The sequence below is a fragment of the Janthinobacterium sp. RA13 genome (genome assembly GCF_000745325.1).
GTDB lineage: Bacteria > Pseudomonadota > Gammaproteobacteria > Burkholderiales > Burkholderiaceae_D > Janthinobacterium > Janthinobacterium rivuli.
The window spans coordinates 1,335,708-1,351,463 of record NZ_JQNP01000001.1 but is presented as its reverse complement, the minus strand read 5'-3'; the positions used below and the strand labels follow the sequence as shown (position 1 = coordinate 1,351,463).

General features: G+C 61.1%; 16 protein-coding genes and 1 pseudogene. 9 read left to right on the top strand and 8 right to left on the bottom strand.

Features of this window, described 5'->3' with window-relative positions; translation table 11 throughout:
- Positions 1 to 22: 22 nt before the first annotated feature.
- Together FG13_RS05785 and FG13_RS05780 are read left to right on the top strand one after the other, a co-directional pair.
- Positions 23 to 595 (top strand): helix-turn-helix domain-containing protein, encoded by a 573-nt coding sequence (locus tag FG13_RS05785; protein WP_035819244.1) that lies wholly within the window; start codon positions 23 to 25, stop codon positions 593 to 595.
- A gap of 7 nt (positions 596 to 602) precedes the next feature.
- Positions 603 to 1,127 carry a GNAT family N-acetyltransferase gene (locus FG13_RS05780; protein WP_035819243.1) on the top strand — a complete coding sequence of 175 codons (525 nt, stop codon included), beginning with the start codon at positions 603 to 605 and terminating at the stop codon, positions 1,125 to 1,127.
- Between the two features lie 30 nt (positions 1,128 to 1,157).
- On the opposite strand, the gene FG13_RS05775 is transcribed toward FG13_RS05780, so the two are convergent.
- Complete coding sequence (locus FG13_RS05775) at positions 1,158 to 2,546, bottom strand: methyl-accepting chemotaxis protein (protein ID WP_081922455.1); 1,389 nt, start codon at positions 2,544 to 2,546, stop codon at positions 1,158 to 1,160.
- A gap of 316 nt (positions 2,547 to 2,862) precedes the next feature.
- On the opposite strand from FG13_RS05775, the gene FG13_RS05770 reads away from it, so the two are divergent.
- Both FG13_RS05770 and FG13_RS05765 read left to right on the top strand, forming a co-directional pair.
- A complete protein-coding gene (locus FG13_RS05770; protein WP_081922454.1) occupies positions 2,863 to 3,126 on the top strand; it encodes a DUF378 domain-containing protein in 264 nt (87 codons plus the stop codon).
- Between the two features lie 12 nt (positions 3,127 to 3,138).
- Positions 3,139 to 3,504 carry a hypothetical protein gene (locus FG13_RS05765; protein ID WP_035819241.1) on the top strand — a complete coding sequence of 122 codons (366 nt, stop codon included), beginning with the start codon at positions 3,139 to 3,141 and terminating at the stop codon, positions 3,502 to 3,504.
- Positions 3,505 to 3,551: 47 nt separating this feature from the next.
- Here the strand turns inward: FG13_RS05765 and FG13_RS05760 are convergent, their stop codons facing one another.
- Together FG13_RS05760 and FG13_RS05755 are read right to left on the bottom strand one after the other, a co-directional pair.
- Entirely contained in the window at positions 3,552 to 3,968 is a 417-nt protein-coding gene (locus FG13_RS05760; protein WP_035819239.1) for a c-type cytochrome, read from the bottom strand.
- Positions 3,969 to 4,116: 148 nt separating this feature from the next.
- Positions 4,117 to 4,995, bottom strand: a complete 879-nt coding sequence (locus tag FG13_RS05755; protein ID WP_051958609.1) for an EamA family transporter — start codon at positions 4,993 to 4,995, stop codon at positions 4,117 to 4,119.
- 155 nt (positions 4,996 to 5,150) lie between these two features.
- Between FG13_RS05755 and FG13_RS05750 the strand changes: the two genes are divergently transcribed.
- A complete protein-coding gene (locus tag FG13_RS05750; RefSeq protein WP_035827397.1) occupies positions 5,151 to 6,119 on the top strand; it encodes an IS1595 family transposase in 969 nt (322 codons plus the stop codon).
- Between the two features lie 120 nt (positions 6,120 to 6,239).
- Here FG13_RS05750 and FG13_RS05745 read toward each other — a convergent pair whose 3' ends face one another.
- Positions 6,240 to 7,025 (bottom strand): immunity 52 family protein, encoded by a 786-nt coding sequence (locus tag FG13_RS05745; protein WP_051958607.1) that lies wholly within the window; start codon positions 7,023 to 7,025, stop codon positions 6,240 to 6,242.
- 87 nt (positions 7,026 to 7,112) lie between these two features.
- Entirely contained in the window at positions 7,113 to 7,349 is a 237-nt protein-coding gene (locus FG13_RS29925) for a hypothetical protein (RefSeq protein WP_152598694.1), read from the bottom strand.
- 31 nt (positions 7,350 to 7,380) lie between these two features.
- Between FG13_RS29925 and FG13_RS29920 the strand changes: the two genes are divergently transcribed.
- Positions 7,381 to 7,824: a hypothetical protein gene (locus FG13_RS29920; protein WP_152598693.1), complete on the top strand. Its 444-nt coding sequence runs from the start codon at positions 7,381 to 7,383 to the stop codon at positions 7,822 to 7,824.
- Here FG13_RS29920 and FG13_RS31230 read toward each other — a convergent pair.
- Positions 7,794 to 8,056 (bottom strand): annotated as a pseudogene (locus FG13_RS31230) (IS481 family transposase); the annotation flags it as partial. The gene FG13_RS29920 and the pseudogene FG13_RS31230 overlap by 31 nt on opposite strands.
- A gap of 347 nt (positions 8,057 to 8,403) precedes the next feature.
- On the opposite strand from FG13_RS31230, the gene FG13_RS05735 reads away from it, so the two are divergent.
- Positions 8,404 to 8,820 carry a hypothetical protein gene (locus FG13_RS05735; protein ID WP_035819234.1) on the top strand — a complete coding sequence of 139 codons (417 nt, stop codon included), beginning with the start codon at positions 8,404 to 8,406 and terminating at the stop codon, positions 8,818 to 8,820.
- Between the two features lie 60 nt (positions 8,821 to 8,880).
- Here the strand turns inward: FG13_RS05735 and FG13_RS05730 are convergent, their stop codons facing one another.
- Positions 8,881 to 10,758 carry a phytase gene (locus tag FG13_RS05730; RefSeq protein WP_235211673.1) on the bottom strand — a complete coding sequence of 626 codons (1,878 nt, stop codon included), beginning with the start codon at positions 10,756 to 10,758 and terminating at the stop codon, positions 8,881 to 8,883.
- Entirely contained in the window at positions 10,758 to 13,295 is a 2,538-nt protein-coding gene (locus FG13_RS05725) for a TonB-dependent receptor (protein WP_051958606.1), read from the bottom strand. The genes FG13_RS05730 and FG13_RS05725 overlap by 1 nt, the downstream gene beginning before the upstream one ends.
- 306 nt (positions 13,296 to 13,601) lie before the next feature.
- Between FG13_RS05725 and FG13_RS05720 the strand changes: the two genes are divergently transcribed.
- Both FG13_RS05720 and FG13_RS05715 read left to right on the top strand, forming a co-directional pair.
- Positions 13,602 to 14,504: a GGDEF domain-containing protein gene (locus FG13_RS05720; RefSeq protein ID WP_035819229.1), complete on the top strand. Its 903-nt coding sequence runs from the start codon at positions 13,602 to 13,604 to the stop codon at positions 14,502 to 14,504.
- A complete protein-coding gene (locus FG13_RS05715) occupies positions 14,504 to 15,529 on the top strand; it encodes an AraC family transcriptional regulator (RefSeq protein WP_035819226.1) in 1,026 nt (341 codons plus the stop codon). Before FG13_RS05720 ends, FG13_RS05715 begins: the two co-directional genes overlap by 1 nt.
- Positions 15,530 to 15,756: the final 227 nt, after the last annotated feature.

Below are 15,756 nucleotides of genomic sequence, written 5' to 3'. Positions count from 1 at the left end.
TATATGGAATAAGTTCCCGTATATGGAAAATTTGGTGAGCGCAGATAACGATACGGAACAGCGTCTGGCGGCGCGCCTGAAACAGTTGCGCGTGGAGCGGGGCTGGTCGCTGGACCAGCTGGCCACCGCCAGCCAAGTCAGCCGCGCCACCCTGTCACGCCTGGAAAATGGCGAGGTCAGCCCGACCACGGTCGTGCTGGGCAAGTTGTGCGCTGCGTATGGCTTGGCCATGTCGCGCCTGTTGCGCATGGTGGAAGACGATTTTCCACCCGTGCTGCGGCGCGCCGAGCAAAGCGTGTGGACGGACCCTGACACCGGCTTTATCCGCCGTTCCGTCTCGCCGCCGTCGCGCGCGCTGGCGGGCGAAGCGCTCGAATGCGAGCTGGGCGCTGGCGTGACGATCAGTTATGCCGCCTCGCCCCGGCCCGGCATGGAACACCATCTGTTGCTGCAGGAAGGCAAGCTGAGCGTGACCGTCGACGGCCGCTCGCACGAGTTACTGGCCGGCGACTGCCTGCGCTACCAGTTGCATGGTCCCAGCGCATTCATGACGCCGCCAGACAGCGGCGCCCGCTATTTTCTTTTTCTTGTCTGAGGTCATCATGCGCGTATCGCTACGCCACTTTTCGCCCGCCGATATTCGTGAACGCTTGCCGGAGTTAGGCGCCTTGCTGCGAGACTGCGTGCACGACGGCGCCAGCATCGGTTTTATCTTGCCCTTCGATACGGCGTCCAGCCAGGCATTCTGGACGGATAACGTGTTGCCGGCCGTCACGCGCGGCGTGCGCCTGCTGCTGGTGGCCGAGGTGGAAGGGAGGTTGGCGGGCGCAGTGCAGCTGGACTGGGATACCAATCCCAACCAGGCGCACCGGGCCGAAGTACGCAAATTGCTGGTCGCGCCCGCTTTCCGTCGGCGCGGCCTTGCGCGCCAGCTGATGCAGGCGCTGGAAGCACAGGCGCGCCTCTTGCCGCGCAGCCTGCTGACCCTGGACACGCGCAGCAGCGACCATGCGGAATCGCTGTACTTGGCGCTCGGTTACGTGGTGGCGGGCAGCATCCCCGGCTATGCGCTGGCGCCGGCCGGCGACCGGCTGGACGCCACCACCATCATGTACAAGCAGCTATAAATGAGAGCGGCGCGGCGATAGCGGGGGAACTCAGGCTTTCAGCCGCGCTCTAACGCCTACTGCAGGCCGGTTTGCCGGCGCGGTGACAGCGTGAGTGGCCTGTGCGGCTACCAGGCTGATGCCGTGCGCGGCCTGGGCAGGCACCTGATCACGGCTCAGCTTGAAGATGCCCACCGTGCCTGACAGCACGGTGGCGCGCTGCTGCATGCTGGCCGCCGCCGTCGATGCCTGCTCCACCAGGGCCGCATTTTGCTGCGTCACCTGTTCCATCTGCACGATGGCGGCATTGACTTGTTCGATGCCGGTCAATTGCTCGCCGCTGGCCATGCTGATTTCGCCCATGATGTCCGTGACGCGGTGCACGCTGGCCACGATGTCGCGCATGGTGGCGCCGGCCGTGTCGACCAGGCGCGCGCCCGCGTCGACCCGCTCCACGGAGTCGCCGATCAGCTGCTTGATTTCCCTGGCCGCACCAGCCGAGCGTTGCGCCAGGGTGCGCACTTCAGCGGCCACGACGGCAAAACCGCGTCCCTGTTCGCCGGCCCGCGCCGCTTCCACGGCCGCATTCAAGGCCAGGATATTCGTCTGGAAGGCGATGGCGTCGATGACGCCGATGATGTCAACGATCTTTTTCGACGAAGCGTTGATCGAGCTCATGGTATCGACCACTTGCGCCACCACCGTGCCCCCTTTGCCGGCCACGGCGGCGGCCGATTGCGCCAGCTGATTGGCTTGGCGTGCGTTATCGGCATTTTGCTTGACGGTGCCCGTCAGCACATCCATCGAGGCGGCCGTGCGCTCCAGCGAACTGGCTTGTGCCTGCGTGCGCTGCGACAAGTCCAGGTTGCCGGCGGCGATTTCGCCCGAAGCGCCCGCGATGTCGTGCGTGCCGCCGCGCACCTCGCCCACGATGGTGATCAAGCTGGCATTCATGTCTTTCAGCGCTTGCAGCAGTTGTCCTACTTCATCGCTGGAATCGACGCGGATATGTTCGCTCAAGTCGCCGCCAGCCACCTTGCGCGCCACTTTGACGGCATGCCGCAAGGGCCGCACGATGCCGCTGCTGATGAACCAGGCCGTCGCCAGGCTCAGCACGCCGCCGACCAGGCCCAGCACAATGATCAGCACGCTGGTATCGTGCGCGCGGGCCATGGCTGCCTCGGCCGCCGAGCGCATCTGCGCCGATTGCGTGGCGATCTGCTGGTCGAGTTCGCGCAGGGTCGGCTGTTCCTGCGTGCTGTTGCGCGTGGCCTGCAATTGCGCGATGCGCGCATAGCGCTGGTTCACGCTGCTGTCGATTTCCCCGCTCACGGCCGACAGCTGCCAAGTGCTGATGATCACCACCACGGCCAGTAAAAGCGATGCGAGCAAAAAGCCTGTGGTCAGGCGCACACCGATACGTATGTTTGAAATATTCATGTCCCCTCAGCTGTTGTCCCATGGTGGCCGTCTTCCATGCCTGCGGCATGATGCGGGCTTGTCCCCTGAAGTTGCTGGGGTGAAATGAGTGTAGCAGCGCGGTACTAAGTAATCTATAAATATTTCCATATTGGAATTAGTCACTGCCTGTTTGGCAACAGCGGCACGGCCTGTTGCCAGATAAAATCACCCGTCTGATTACAGACGCTTCCTACCTCAATAGCCGGCATCGTCCGACTGGCGTATGCCGGCGCCGCGCCTACACTGTTACTTGTACAGACCCTTGACGGGGCATTTCTTCTCACAGGAGGCTGATATGGCGAATATCCAGGCAGGATCGGACGGAGCGGCAAAACAGGAAATGACGGCCAAGCGCCTGAACGTGGTCGACTGGATCTCGATGATCTTGTTGATCGTGGGCGGCTTGAACTGGGCGTTGGTGGGCTTGTTCGACATCGACATCGTGGCCCGCATCCTGGGCGCCATGTCGACGGCATCGCGCGGCGTGTACGTGCTGGTGGGGCTGGCTGCGCTGTATTCCATCTATCTGTGCGTGCGCAAGCTGCCAGCCAAGCCCTAGACGGGAGGTCGCATGCCTGTTGGTGCCAGTCCCAAGCGCGAACGCGAATTCAAGCAGCTTGAAAAAGAGTTCAAGCAGGAGGGGCGCTATCCGGGCCGCGAGGAAGAAGTCGCCGCTCGTATCGTGAACAAGCAGAGGGCGCAGGCGGGTGAAACGCAGAAGGAGCCAGGTCGCAAGCGCGACGGCAACAGACCTGGGGGCAAGTCTGCTGACGCAGCGGCGGCGCGCGACTTGCCGATTGCCGGATACCAGCACCTGACGGTGGCGCAGATACGCGACAAGCTGGACGGCCTGTCCGCAGCCCAGCTGCACCACCTGCGCGACTATGAAGCGGCGCACAAGAAGCGCAAAGGCGTGCTGCAAGCGCTGGGAGCTTGATCTGGCGTAATGGGCTTGAGGGAGCTTAAGGCGGTGTGCCTGTGTGCTTACTGCGTGCGCAGATAGGCCAGCAGGTCGGCCACTTGCTGGGCGTTGCCGATGCCCCAGAAACGCATGTTATTGCCAGGAATGAAATCGCTGGGGGCTTTCAGGAAGCCGGCCAGGTTTTGCTCGGTCCAGACGATATTCGCGTTTTTCATGGCCGCCGAGTATTTATAGTCCGTGGTAGCACCGGCTTTGCGGCCGATCACGCCTGTCAGCTTGGGACCGAAGCCGCCGCGCGCCGATGGCCCCACCTGATGGCAGGACGCGCACTTGCGAAACGCGGCCTTGCCTGCTTCGGCATTGCCAGTGAGGGCGGCCGCAGCGGCGGGAGCTGCAGCCTGTGCAACGGTGACTGGCGCCAGCAGCAGGGCTGCGGCGGCGAGAGGGGAGAGCCAGCGAAAAAGAAATGTGGATGTCATCGGCGAGGCGGAAGTGCGCAATATGGATACGGCAAGCAATGACGCATTTTACAGGCGGGCATCAAAACTTGCCTGTCAGCTGTGCAGCCATGCCAGGACGCGGCACAGGCTGCGCTGCAGGAGTTGCTGCCAGGTAGAGTGAATTCCGCTAGCGCTTGCCGCTCTGCGCGCCTAGCGCCGCCATGGCCGACGCAAACACGATGCAGGCAATGGCCAGCCACTGGGTCAGGCTCAGCAATTCTCCCAGCACGGCCATGGCAGCCAGCGCGCTGACGGCCGGGGCCGCGCTGCTGAACATGCCAAATACGCCTTGCGGCAAGCGGCGCAGGGCAAAGATTTCCAGCGAATACGGCAGGGCGCTGGACAGCATGGCAATAGCCAGGCCCATCAGCGCGATCGATGGCGCCAGCAAGGCCGTGCCCGAATACGCGACGCCGATGGGCACCGTCACCATGGCCGCCACCGTCATGCCCCAGGCCACGGCCTGCCCGCCCTGCAGGGTCGAGGCGCGCTTGCCAAAGATGATGTACAACGCCCAGCACAGCGCCGCCCCCAGCGCGTAGGCCACGCCGACGGGATCCAGGCTGCCCGGGCTGCCTTGCAGGGGCAACAGCAAATACAAGCCGAACACGGCGCAAGCGACGGCCAGCAAATCGCGTGGCCGGCGCGACGACAGCATGGCCACCGCCAGCGGCCCCGTCACCTCGATGGCCACCGCAATGCCGATCGGTATCAGCGCAAACGCCCGGTAAATCAGCAAGTTCATCAGCCCCAGCACGGAACCGTAGACGAGCAAGTTCAGCACATCCTTGCGCGTCAGGCGGTAGCGCCATGGCCGGAAGATCGCCAGCAAAATCAAGGCCGAAAACCCCACCCGGTACGCCGTAATCCCTTCCACGCCAATGACAGGAAACAGATTCTTCGCAATCGCCGCCCCCAGATTGACGGAAATCTGCCCTCCCAGTACGGCCAGGGAAGGGAGCAAAATGCTGTCGGGGAGGGAAGAGGTCGAGGCGGGGGAGGTCATGGGACGCCATTTTAATACGCAACAGGCCGCCAGTCGCTGGCAGACATGCAAGCGACCGTAATTTATGGCTCTGTCATCGATAAATAGGGGATCTGCCTGAATCTTTCCTTGGCTGGGCTGTCTGACTCTGCATACCCACCATGCAGGAGCCGATCATGCAGCCAGCCGAATGGATACGCTTTATCGCGCAGTTTGCGCAGTTGAACCGACGCCAGCGGCAGGCAGGAATAGCCTTGCTGTGTGGCAATGGGCCACACGATGTGACCGTCACGCTGCTTGAAAACGCTACGCAAGCACGCCTGGGCTGTCCCGCCTGCCAATCGTGTCACCTGCACCGGCATGGCCATGCGCACGGCCTGCAGCGCTACCGCTGTGTATCCTGTGGGCGCACATTCAATGCCTTGACGGGCACGCCGCTGGCGCACTTGCGCCATAAATCGCTGTGGCTCGACTATGCGGATTGCCTGCTTGATTCCAGGTCGGTACGCCAGGCCGCTCAGCAGTTGGGACTGCACCGCAACACCACGTTTCGCTGGCGACACCGTTTTCTCAGCGTAGCAAAGACGGACCGGCCGCATTGTCTGCATGGCATTGCCGAGGCCGATGAACTCTACGTGCTGGAATCCGAAAAGGGATCCAGGCAGATGACGCGTCCGGCGCGCCGCCGTGGCGGCCATGCCCATCAGCGCGGCATTTCCAATGAACAGGTTTGCATCCTGGTGGCGCGCGACCGTACGGGCCAGACCCTCGATTTCGTCACGGGCAAAGGGGCGTTGACGAAGGCACAGCTGCATCATTCCCTGTTACCCGTTATCGACAGGGACGTGCTGCTGGTGACCGACGGTCATGCCGCCTATCTGGCTTTTGCGAGGGAAGCGGGCATCAGCCACCAAGCAGTCAACTTGCGCGCTGGCATCCGTGTGCGAGGGGCCGCCCACGTGCAGAACGTCAATGCCTATCACAGCCGCTTGCGCGAATGGCTACGGCCCTTTCACGGCGTGGCGACGCGCTACCTGCCGAACTACCTGGGCTGGCGCTGGATACTCGACGCCAGGCGCATCCGTTCATCGGAAACGTTATTGAAAGCAACGTTGGGCGCATTCCCACACTTGACGGTGACATAGCCTAATTTATTGGCCTGTACTGGCAGCCAATATTGCAGATGGATGGCGATGCCAGCCGTTTTGGTGTTCACCGCCGGCATGGCAGGGTATTTCCATGTGGGCGAAACGCGTTATCCTTCATTAAATATCGACATAGCGAGGCAGCAAGTCCTGCTCGACCAAGTCAATCTCAATGGCATTGGCGATCCTGACGTGCTCGGGGTTCTCATCAGAAAAAGGCTCGTCGGTGACGCTGACGATGATGGTGCCGATCTGCTGGTCTTCACCTTGCTCGTCCATCGCCATCACGGGGATCAAGGCGCGGGCTTCTGGTACTTGCTGGACCGTCAGTACACGCGGCAAGTACAACATCCAGCCCACACCCGGACGATCCTTGAAGACTTGTTTTTTAAAATACTGATTACGTGCAACCGTGATCAAGACCGGCCTTAGGGAGCCACCGATAATGGACAGCAGTTCTTTCACACCATCAATGCCGAGCCGTCTGGCGGCTTGACCGTAATCGCTGATCTTGAAAGTCCGGGAGGGCCAGTCACTGTCGCTGAACCCAAGCGCCATACTTGCTCCCTCACCGTCTGCGAGCTCGCCATTCCAGGCACTGAGATATCGAAATTGCTCATCCTTGAACTCGGCCTCGAGTACGGCTTCGGCCGCAGTGGTGAGTTCGCCCGAAGCATCGAAAACCGGATACAGAAACGACTCTGCTTCTGTTTCCTGCGACAGAAACCAATTCTTTCCAAACGCCTCCGTTTTTTTCAAGAAGCGGATAATCGTCGCGATTTTCTGGACGGAAGGTCGGAACGCAATGGATGGGTTTGCTGCATCGCGTTTGAACAAGGATTTTATTATCATAATATTATTTGTGTAATAAGTGGTAATACCCAGTGCACTTAAACTGGGCAGCATGTGTTCATACGCGAGTGGCGTGTGAAAGTACCAAGTCTGCGAGGATAGCGGGTTACAAGTCCTGCTATCAACCCCATTTCGAGCCAATCAGGCAGCCATTAATCCTTGCTTGTAATCGCGTGCGGCGGGCGACAGCTTGCGAGAGTCGCGCTCGTGGCGATATTTATCCTTTAATATTGTCACAATGATTGCAATTGAGAAAGATATATTGCAAGATTGTTTTTTGAAAAAGTCTAACACCTCATGCGCAAGCTGTGGTGCGCCATTTGCATTATTCGGAGCACCCTTTTCGCTGCTGCACTGGTCGTCGGGACGGCTGTGCATGTGTCATGATATTGTAGAAAAGGAGCAGTAAGTGAGTAAGGTTGGAAAAATTGCCGTGGGTCTCGCTGTTGCCATCATTTGCGTTAACTCGTTTGCGGCTCAGGGGCGGTGGACTGAAGGTTTTGGGCAGGGAAATCTCGAGTACTTTATCGATCAGGATGGAATGCGGCTGTATATTGGCTGTCCAACGCAAGATGGCAGTGCAGATTCCCAATCGAGCGTATCGCTTTCGCAATTGAATAATAATAAGGAAGTTGAGAAATTTACCGTTGACGTCAATGGCGTTTCTTATGATGGGCCATTCAGCGCCGACAGCCGCGCAGGTGATAATAAGTTCATTTCCTTGCTGGAGAATCTGAGGAAAGGAAATGCCGTTGTGAAGTTTAATGCGAAGGCAATAAAAATCCCTAAAAGTAACGCAGCCAAGGTTATTCCTGTTTATGGCAAGAAATTTAGCTGCAATCTTTCCATGTAGACTGTTACTGTCCAGTCCCATTTGATCATGTCCTGCGTCGCGCTCAGCGTGGTATGCAGTGTATGGGCCCGGTGCAAATGGTCTTGTACATCGTCCCGCTTGAGCCACTTGGCAGCCGTGCACGGCTGATATTGAAGACCTTGGCGGCTTCGCGCTCGGACAGTCAGGAGTCCTTGATTTCCTGCTGGATCTTCGGGGTGGTGCGGGCTTGGGGATGAATGCGTGAGCTCATGGACTGAAGTTTATGCGATGTGCTGCAAGCGATGGGACGATCTCGGTGGCAAACCGCCTATCAACTCGTCAAGCACAGCTCCGGCACGGAACAGGGCCATGTTGCGACGAGGAAGATGATCACATGGAATTAAACATCTGGCGCATGTCACGGCATGGATGCCGTATGGAATAGGGACCATTTCGCTCGGCAAGACGCGCAGCGAAGAGCTGCTTGCCTATTGCAAGGCCTATGCATTGAACGCTGATGCCGATCTCAGCGAAATGTGACCATATTGACAGAGCGCTTCGCTAATCTGCTGGCCTGTCGAGCAGAGCATTAACGTGTCAATCAGGAGTAGAAGGGCAATGCATATATTTAGTATCGGCGACACCAATTTTGAAGTGGATGTCGCGAAATCCCGGATCAGCCTTGAGGCGCGCGCCGATGGCATGTGGGAAATCAATATCACGATCGAGGCCGACGACGACGTGTTCATGCGGCTGACGGAAGACGACGATGCGCCCTGGTCGTGGGCGTTGTATCCGCCGTCCTTCATTTTGCACGGTTTGCTCGTGGAGGGAACGGATGCCGCGCCCGTGCATAGGCTTGCCGTCGATGCAGGCAATACGCAGTGTGAATCCGCTCTTTACATGATGGAATACCGTGACGTAGCTGATCTGCGCCTGGAGGAATTGTCGGCGCAACGCCTGGCAGTGACGGGCAGCGTGGACTTTTTTGGCAAAAGTCTGCCTTTTGCCATCGATATGCCGCGTACAAGATAGCGGCAATTTTTAATATCGCTATCGGACATGGGGCAGCCTTGACTGGCCGCCCCATGCTCATTACTCCAGCTTCAACGCCTTCGCCACATCCCCCCACGCCACATACTTGAAGTTCTGCGGTCCATCGGGCAAGCGCTTGTAGCCGTCCTGGATCACCAGCATGCCTTGCGCGTATGCGCCGCCCAGGTTGGCGGAACTCACGTCGAGGCCATCCGTTTCCGACGTGCCGTCGATGCCGGCGGGCAGGTTGAAGCCCACCTTGAAGCGGCCGCGCACCTTGTATGGCGCTTGGGCGTCGAGCACCACGTAGCTGCTGTCGCCCTGGCTGGAGACGATCAGGTAGCCGGTGTTGGCCGCGCCACCCGGCTTGCGGTAGATGGCCATGCCTTCCACGTCGGCCGTCAGGTTCGCTCCCACGGGCAAGACCATGGTGAGGGCGTCCGGCTTGGCGGCGTCGGCCGAGGTGGTCCAGATGCCGCGGGTTTCCTCGCCGAGGAACAATCTGGCGTTGGCATCATCGGCCACGCAGCCTTCCGGTTGGGTGGCCACCTTGAAGCTGCGCAAGAGGGTGGCGCTGAACTTGCTACCGCTCAAGCCGATGCTGTATTGCTGGAAGGTGCCATCTTTATCGTTGATGAACGCTTCCACGCCGCCGCTGGCCGGTTGATACAAACACATGCCGTAGATGCTTTTCAGGCCAGTCGGAAAACGGCCCGCTTCCGCCACGACGCCATCGGCATTGATGGTGAACAACATCATGCTGTTGTCGTCGCGCTGGGTGGCCACGGCCAGGTCGACCTTGCTGCCACCCAAACTGATGTTCTGCCGCACGTCGACGTTGTTCAGGCGGCCCACTTCCAGCAGCTGCGTCTGCTTGCCTTGCAGGTCGTAGACGAGCAGTCCTTGCTTCTTGTTGGTGCCGAGGATGCGTGCATTGGCGGGGTTGCTGGACAGCCAGATGGCCGGATCATCGGCCGCGTCGCCCTGGCGCGCCATCGGTTCCGTCTGCGCCTGTGGGGCGATGATGTCCACCGCAGGCTGCGTTTCCGCCTTGCCCGTCCATTTCAAGGGCCGCGCTTGCCAACCGTTTTTGCCGCGCAGCAGTAGCGATTCCTTGTCCAGCGCCAGCTGGCTGTCGCCCTTGCGCACGTTCAATGCGACGGCTTGCGGCGGCAGGACAGTCCACTTGCCGCCCTGGCGTGCCAGCAGGTGCAGCTTTTCCGCCTTGCCGTCGAGCACGGCCACGCCACCGGGCAACACGGCCAGCGCGCCAGCACCGCCGTCCAGTTGGCCATACGGCTTGCGCAGGGCCACCACTTCGCGCTTGCCCATGCCTTCGGATTCGGCGTCATACGCCCACACGCCCATGTTGGACTCGCTCACCAGCAGGCGCTGAGCGCCATCGTCGACCCGGCAATGCTTGGCGTGCGGCGGCAAGGCCAGCTTGCGCACCAGCTGACGCTGCTCGCCCTGCATCACCCACTGTTCCGCTTGCCCATCCTTACCGATCAGGAACAGATGATCGAGCTGCTGGGCGTCGCGGTACAAACACGACGCTTCCACGGAAAAGGTGGGGACGGGAAACGGCGCCAGCTTGACCAGCTTGCCAGCCTGCACGTCCACGGAGACGGGAAGCGGGCGCTGCGTGTCCGCTTCCAGGAACACGGCCAGCACATTGCCGCCATCGATGCGCGTGTCGAGCTGCTTGGCGCGCACGGCGATGCGGTCCTGTTCCTGGCCGGCAAGGTTGAACAAGCGCAAGCCATGCTTGTCGAGAAGCAGCCAGCCGCCGCCGGGCAGGCGCGCAAGTTCTTCCGCTTCCTGCGTGAAGGAAGGAACAGTCTGGTTAGGTGCGGCTTGCACCGTGCCCGCGAGGCAAAAGGCAGCCAGCAAAGCGCTGCAGAGTACGGTTTTTTTCATGGTAGGTAAAATCATCATCAGAAGGCGCTGGCTTTCAGGCTCACTTTGAAAGTGCGGCCGTATTGTTCGTTCTGCACGTTGTATTGCTTCGTGCCCTGGTAGACATAGTATTTCTCGTTGTTCAGGTTGGCCGCTTCGAACATCAGCTGGAACTGCTTGTTGATCTGGTAGGACAGCGAGAAATCAAGCTGCTTCTGGCTGGTGACGATATGGTCCTGGCTTTGGTCGAGGATATCGTTGCCCATTTCCAGCAGATACGGCGACTTGTAGTTGAGGGCCAGGCGGGCGCTCACCGGTCCTGTTTCATAGCCCAGCATCAAGTTCATCACCTGGTTCGACTGGCCCGGCAGGCTGATGTCGCGGTTCATTTGCTTGTTGCTGGCCTTGTCGAAGCGGCCGATTTGCGCGCTCGAGGTGCTCAGGGTGCCGTTCACGCCGACGAGAAACTTGTTGAACGGCGCCGGCAGCATGCGCAGCGGCTGCATATAGGCCAGTTCTATACCTTTGACTTTGGCTGCGTCGCCGTTCGCATACGAGGTGGCCGAGGTGTAATTGGCCCACTGACCCGTGCCGGCCAGGTTGGTCGTGTACGTAAAATTCTTGATGTCCTTGTAGAAACCGTAAGCCGACATCACGCCGTCGTTGCCCAGGACTCTTTCGATACCGAGGTCCAGATTGTTTGCCTTCAGCGGTTTCAAGTCCGGGTTGCCGATCACGGCTTCCGTGTTGCTGGCCAGGCTGATGCCCGGCGCCAACTGGCTGAAGTTGGCGCGCACGACGGCTTGCGTCCACGCGGCCCGCACGCTGGTCTTTTGATCGAGGTCATAACGGGTTTGCAGGTTTGGCAGCCAGTTGGTGTACGAACGTTCGCGCGTCAAGGGCGTCGCGACGCCGGCGCTGTCCACTTGCGAGCCGGCCGCTTCAAAGCTGGTACGTTCGGCGCGCACGCCGCCGAGGATGTGCCAGGCGTCGAAGTCGTAGCTGTTTTGCACATACATGGCGTTGATGTCTTCATGCATGCGGTAGTCATTGATGATGGATTCCGTGGCCAGGCGCGCCTTGTTGCGGTCCAGGCCGGCCACGCGGGCGCGGATCAGGGCCGGGTCCAGGGCCACGCCGATGTTGCCCAGGTCGTAGTCGAGGGTATGGCCTTGCACGAAATTGCTCATCGAGGTGGAACCGCCACCCCAGTAATTGCCGCTCGTGGCCTTGCTGCTGTTATACGCCCATTGATCCGTGTCATTGGTTTTTTCGCGGCGGCTGACTTTCGCGCCGAATTTCAGGGTGGCGATGTCGAACTTGCGCGCCAGGTCGATGCGTGCATGGTGTTCATTGTCTTTCGAGTAGCGCTTTTGCAGGGTGATGGCGTTCAGCGCGTAATTGGCCGGGTCGTACAGCGAGGCGGGGCCGCTCAATTTCGGCTCCTGCGTATCCGTGAAGCTGATGCCGTTAAAGTTGCTGAGGCCCCGGAAACGGCCGTCGTTCAGGGATTCCGGCGTGTCCTCGGTGGCGCGGCTCATGCCGCCTTTCACGTCCAGCGTCCAGTCGCCCGATTTCTGCTGCGTGCCCAGCACGAGCGAACGCACTTGCTGCGTGTATTTGCGCTGGCGGATGCGGCGCTCGGCGCGCGCGCTGGCCGTCTGCTCTTCGGCCAGGCTGCCGCCCGCGATATTGCTGATGGTCAGGCGGTCGCGCACTTCATTGTCGGAAAATTCGCTCACAAAAGAGCGCAGGAACCAGCTGTTGCCCGCTTCGGGGCGGTAATCGAGATTGACGGCCAGGGCGCCGCGCTTGCGCACGGGCAGGTAGTCGCGCAATTCCAGGCCCGACAATTTCCCCTTGCTCCAGGCGCCACCCGTTTCCACGTCATCGGAACCGAACGAGCGCTTTTCCGCGCTCAGGCCGGCTGCCACGCCCAGCTTGCCGTCGAGGAAGCGCTGGGCCCACAGGGCGCCGCCGCTGGGGCTGGTTTTGCCCGTCTTTTCATCGTAGCTGGCGCCCACGTTGGCCGACAGCAGCTTGCCCGGCAAGTCGAAGGCGGACAGCGATTTGACTTCGACGGTGGCGCCCAGCGAGTTGGCGTCCATTTCCGGCAGCAAAGTTTTCGAGACTTCCAGTGTGCGGATCAGGCCGGCAGGCAGGATGTCGAGCGCCACGGCGCGGCGGCCCGCTTCCGGCGACGGCACCAGCGCGCCGTTGATGGTGACGGCATTCAAGTCCGGCCCCAGGCCGCGCACCGTGATGTAGCGGCCTTCGCCCTGGTCGCGCTGCACGGATACGCCGGGCAAGCGGGCCAGCGCTTCGGCCGCGTTTTTGTCGGGCAAGCCGCCGATGTCGTCGCTGCTGATGACGCTGATGATGTTGTCGGCTTTCTCTTGCGCGGCGATGGCGTTGCGCAGACTGGCGCGCTGGCCGCTGACGACCACGGTGGCGGCCGGCTGACCATCTTCACCTTGCGCTTGCGCATGGCTTTGACCGCTGAAGACGGCCATGATGCCGAGGGCCACGGCCGTGAGGCGCAGCGGGGAGGGGAACGATGTATGCATGGTTTTCATGAAGAGCTCGGTTAGGGGAAGGAACCGGGCGGATTCTAGGCAGCAAATATGACGGTTGCGTGACAGGCAAGGGCTTGCCGCCCTGAAAACAACGGCCTGTGAACGCTTTCCGGCCAGAAATGAAACATGGTGAGCTGAAATGACCTGCCGCCACAGGGCGCATGGGCAATGGCACGCCATATTTGCATCAGCGCCCAAGGTAATGCTGAGCCGTTTGCACCTGCCGCACGGGCGCGGCGCATGTCATCGTGCCGTCATGGGCGGGCGCTATCGTGGCGACAGCACCACTTTTAAAGGTTTCCCCACATGCTGCCATTGCACCGTAACAGCCTGATTGCCGCCGCACTGGCCTTGCCCCTGTTCCTGTTCCTGTACGCCACTTTAGGGCACCCTAAACCGATTGCCGTCTGGAAGTGGATGGATATCGTCTGTGAAGGCGGCACGGCCGTCATGGCGGGCATCTGGTTTTTGTTTACCCTCAGCAGCCGTCCGCGCGGACTGGTGACGAGTTTGATCGCGGGCGGCCTGTGCGCCATCATGCTGGGCTCCTGGGCCGATTGCCTCGATGAATTCTTTGCCGTCGATAAGAGCGCCGTGTGGGATAACTGGCTCGAAGCCTTGATTCCGTTTGGCATGCTGGTGCTGACGATCGGCATGTATTACTGGCGCCAGGAACAGTTTCGTCTGAACGAGCACCTGCAAAAGCGTGAACGCCTGTTCCGCGACCACCGCGCCTTCGACCGCATCACGCAGCTGGCCGACGCCAGCTATCTGCGTACGCAGATGCGCCTGGAGCAGGAGCGCCGGCCCGGCCTCGATTGCGCGCTGGTCTTGCTCGACATCGACAGCTTTCATTTGATTAATCGCGAATACGGCCACCGCGAAGGCGACCGCGTGCTGCAAGCCGTCGGCCACATGCTGCTGCTGAACTTGCGCAATGACGATTTGCTGTGCCGCTATGCGGGCGACCGCTTTGCTGTGCTGATGCCGGGCGTATCGCGCGAGGATGCGGCCGTGAAGGCGCGCCACCTGTGCGCCATGGTGGGGCAGATGCGCCACCACGCCAACGACAACCGTGAAATCCGCCTGAGCTTGCGGCATGCCTGCTCGCTCACGGATGGCGTGCCGGAAGTGGTGCTGGCCGAGCTGAACCGGGCAGTGGAAACGCCGCGCTCCGGTGCCGGGATCAGTGCCGCCGCGCCTGCCTGATGCCGCTGAACCAGCAGGGCGACCCCAGCATCGCTGCCCACCATCAGCCGGCGCTGGTGCTCGATTACGCGCGCAGCCGGGAACTGGCTGTGGCGCCGCTGCTCAAGGGCACGGGCCTCGATGGCGGCGCGCTGCCGTCCGCGGAAAGCCAGGTCAGCGCTGCGCAATACCTGCAATTGCTGGCCAGCGTGGCGCGCGGCCTGGACAGTGCCGACACGAGCTTCATGCTGGGCCAGCAAATGCTGCCCGGCCATTACGGCGCGGCCAGCCACGCCTTGCTGCAGGCGCAGAATCTGCGCCAGGCGCTCAGCATCCTGTGCGACTTTCATACCTTGCTGTGCCCGTTGCTGCAACCGCGTTTGCGCGAAGCGGGCGACATGCACGTGCTGTACTGGGTCGATGCGTTCGGCGCGCCGAGCCAGCTGCCTTTTCTGGTGGAAATGCACATGACGGCGCTGTCTGCGATGTGCCGCTGGCTGGCGGGAGAATCCTTGCCGTGGCGCTTCTGCTTCAACCGCGCGCGGCCCCGCCACGTGGAGCAGCATGAAGTGCACCTGGGCCAGGCCCTGCGTTTCGATTGCCAGGTCGACGCCATGCTCATCGATTCCAGCTGGCTCGATAAACCCTGGCCACGCGGCAATGCCACGGCGGCCGCGCTGGCCTTGCGCGCGGCGGCGCTGGCGCCCGTGCCCGCCGCCAGCCTGCTCGGCGCGCTGTACGACTATCTGCTGGCGAACATCCGCTGCGCCCCCACGCTGGAGCGCACGGCGCAGGAATTCGGCGTCAGCCCCGCTACCTTGAAGCGCCACCTGGCGCGCCATGGCACGCATTTCCAGGCCGAGCTGGACCAGGTGCGCGCGCACAAGGCGATTTATCTGTTCCAGGCGCATGGTTACGACAACGATGCCGTGGCCGCCTACCTTGGCTTTCATGATGCCACCAACTTCCGCCGCTCGTTCAAGCGCTGGACAGGGCAAACGCCGCAGTTGCTGCGTCACGCGCTGGCCTTGTTCGTCGCTGGATGATCGAAGGCGTTGCGCGCCAGCGCCACGGACAGTCGTTCCTGAGGGAACAATTGCTCGTTCTGCTACATCCATAGTACACTCGATCAGAGAGCGAACAGACGCGCTTTGAGGCGCTCCGGCACGGCGTCACGCGACGCCGCAATACCGCCATTTTGATGGCGGTGCCGGCGGCAAACGACCGGTGTGCCGTGCCTTAACCCAGCCTGGAATCTGGTGTCACCAGTGTG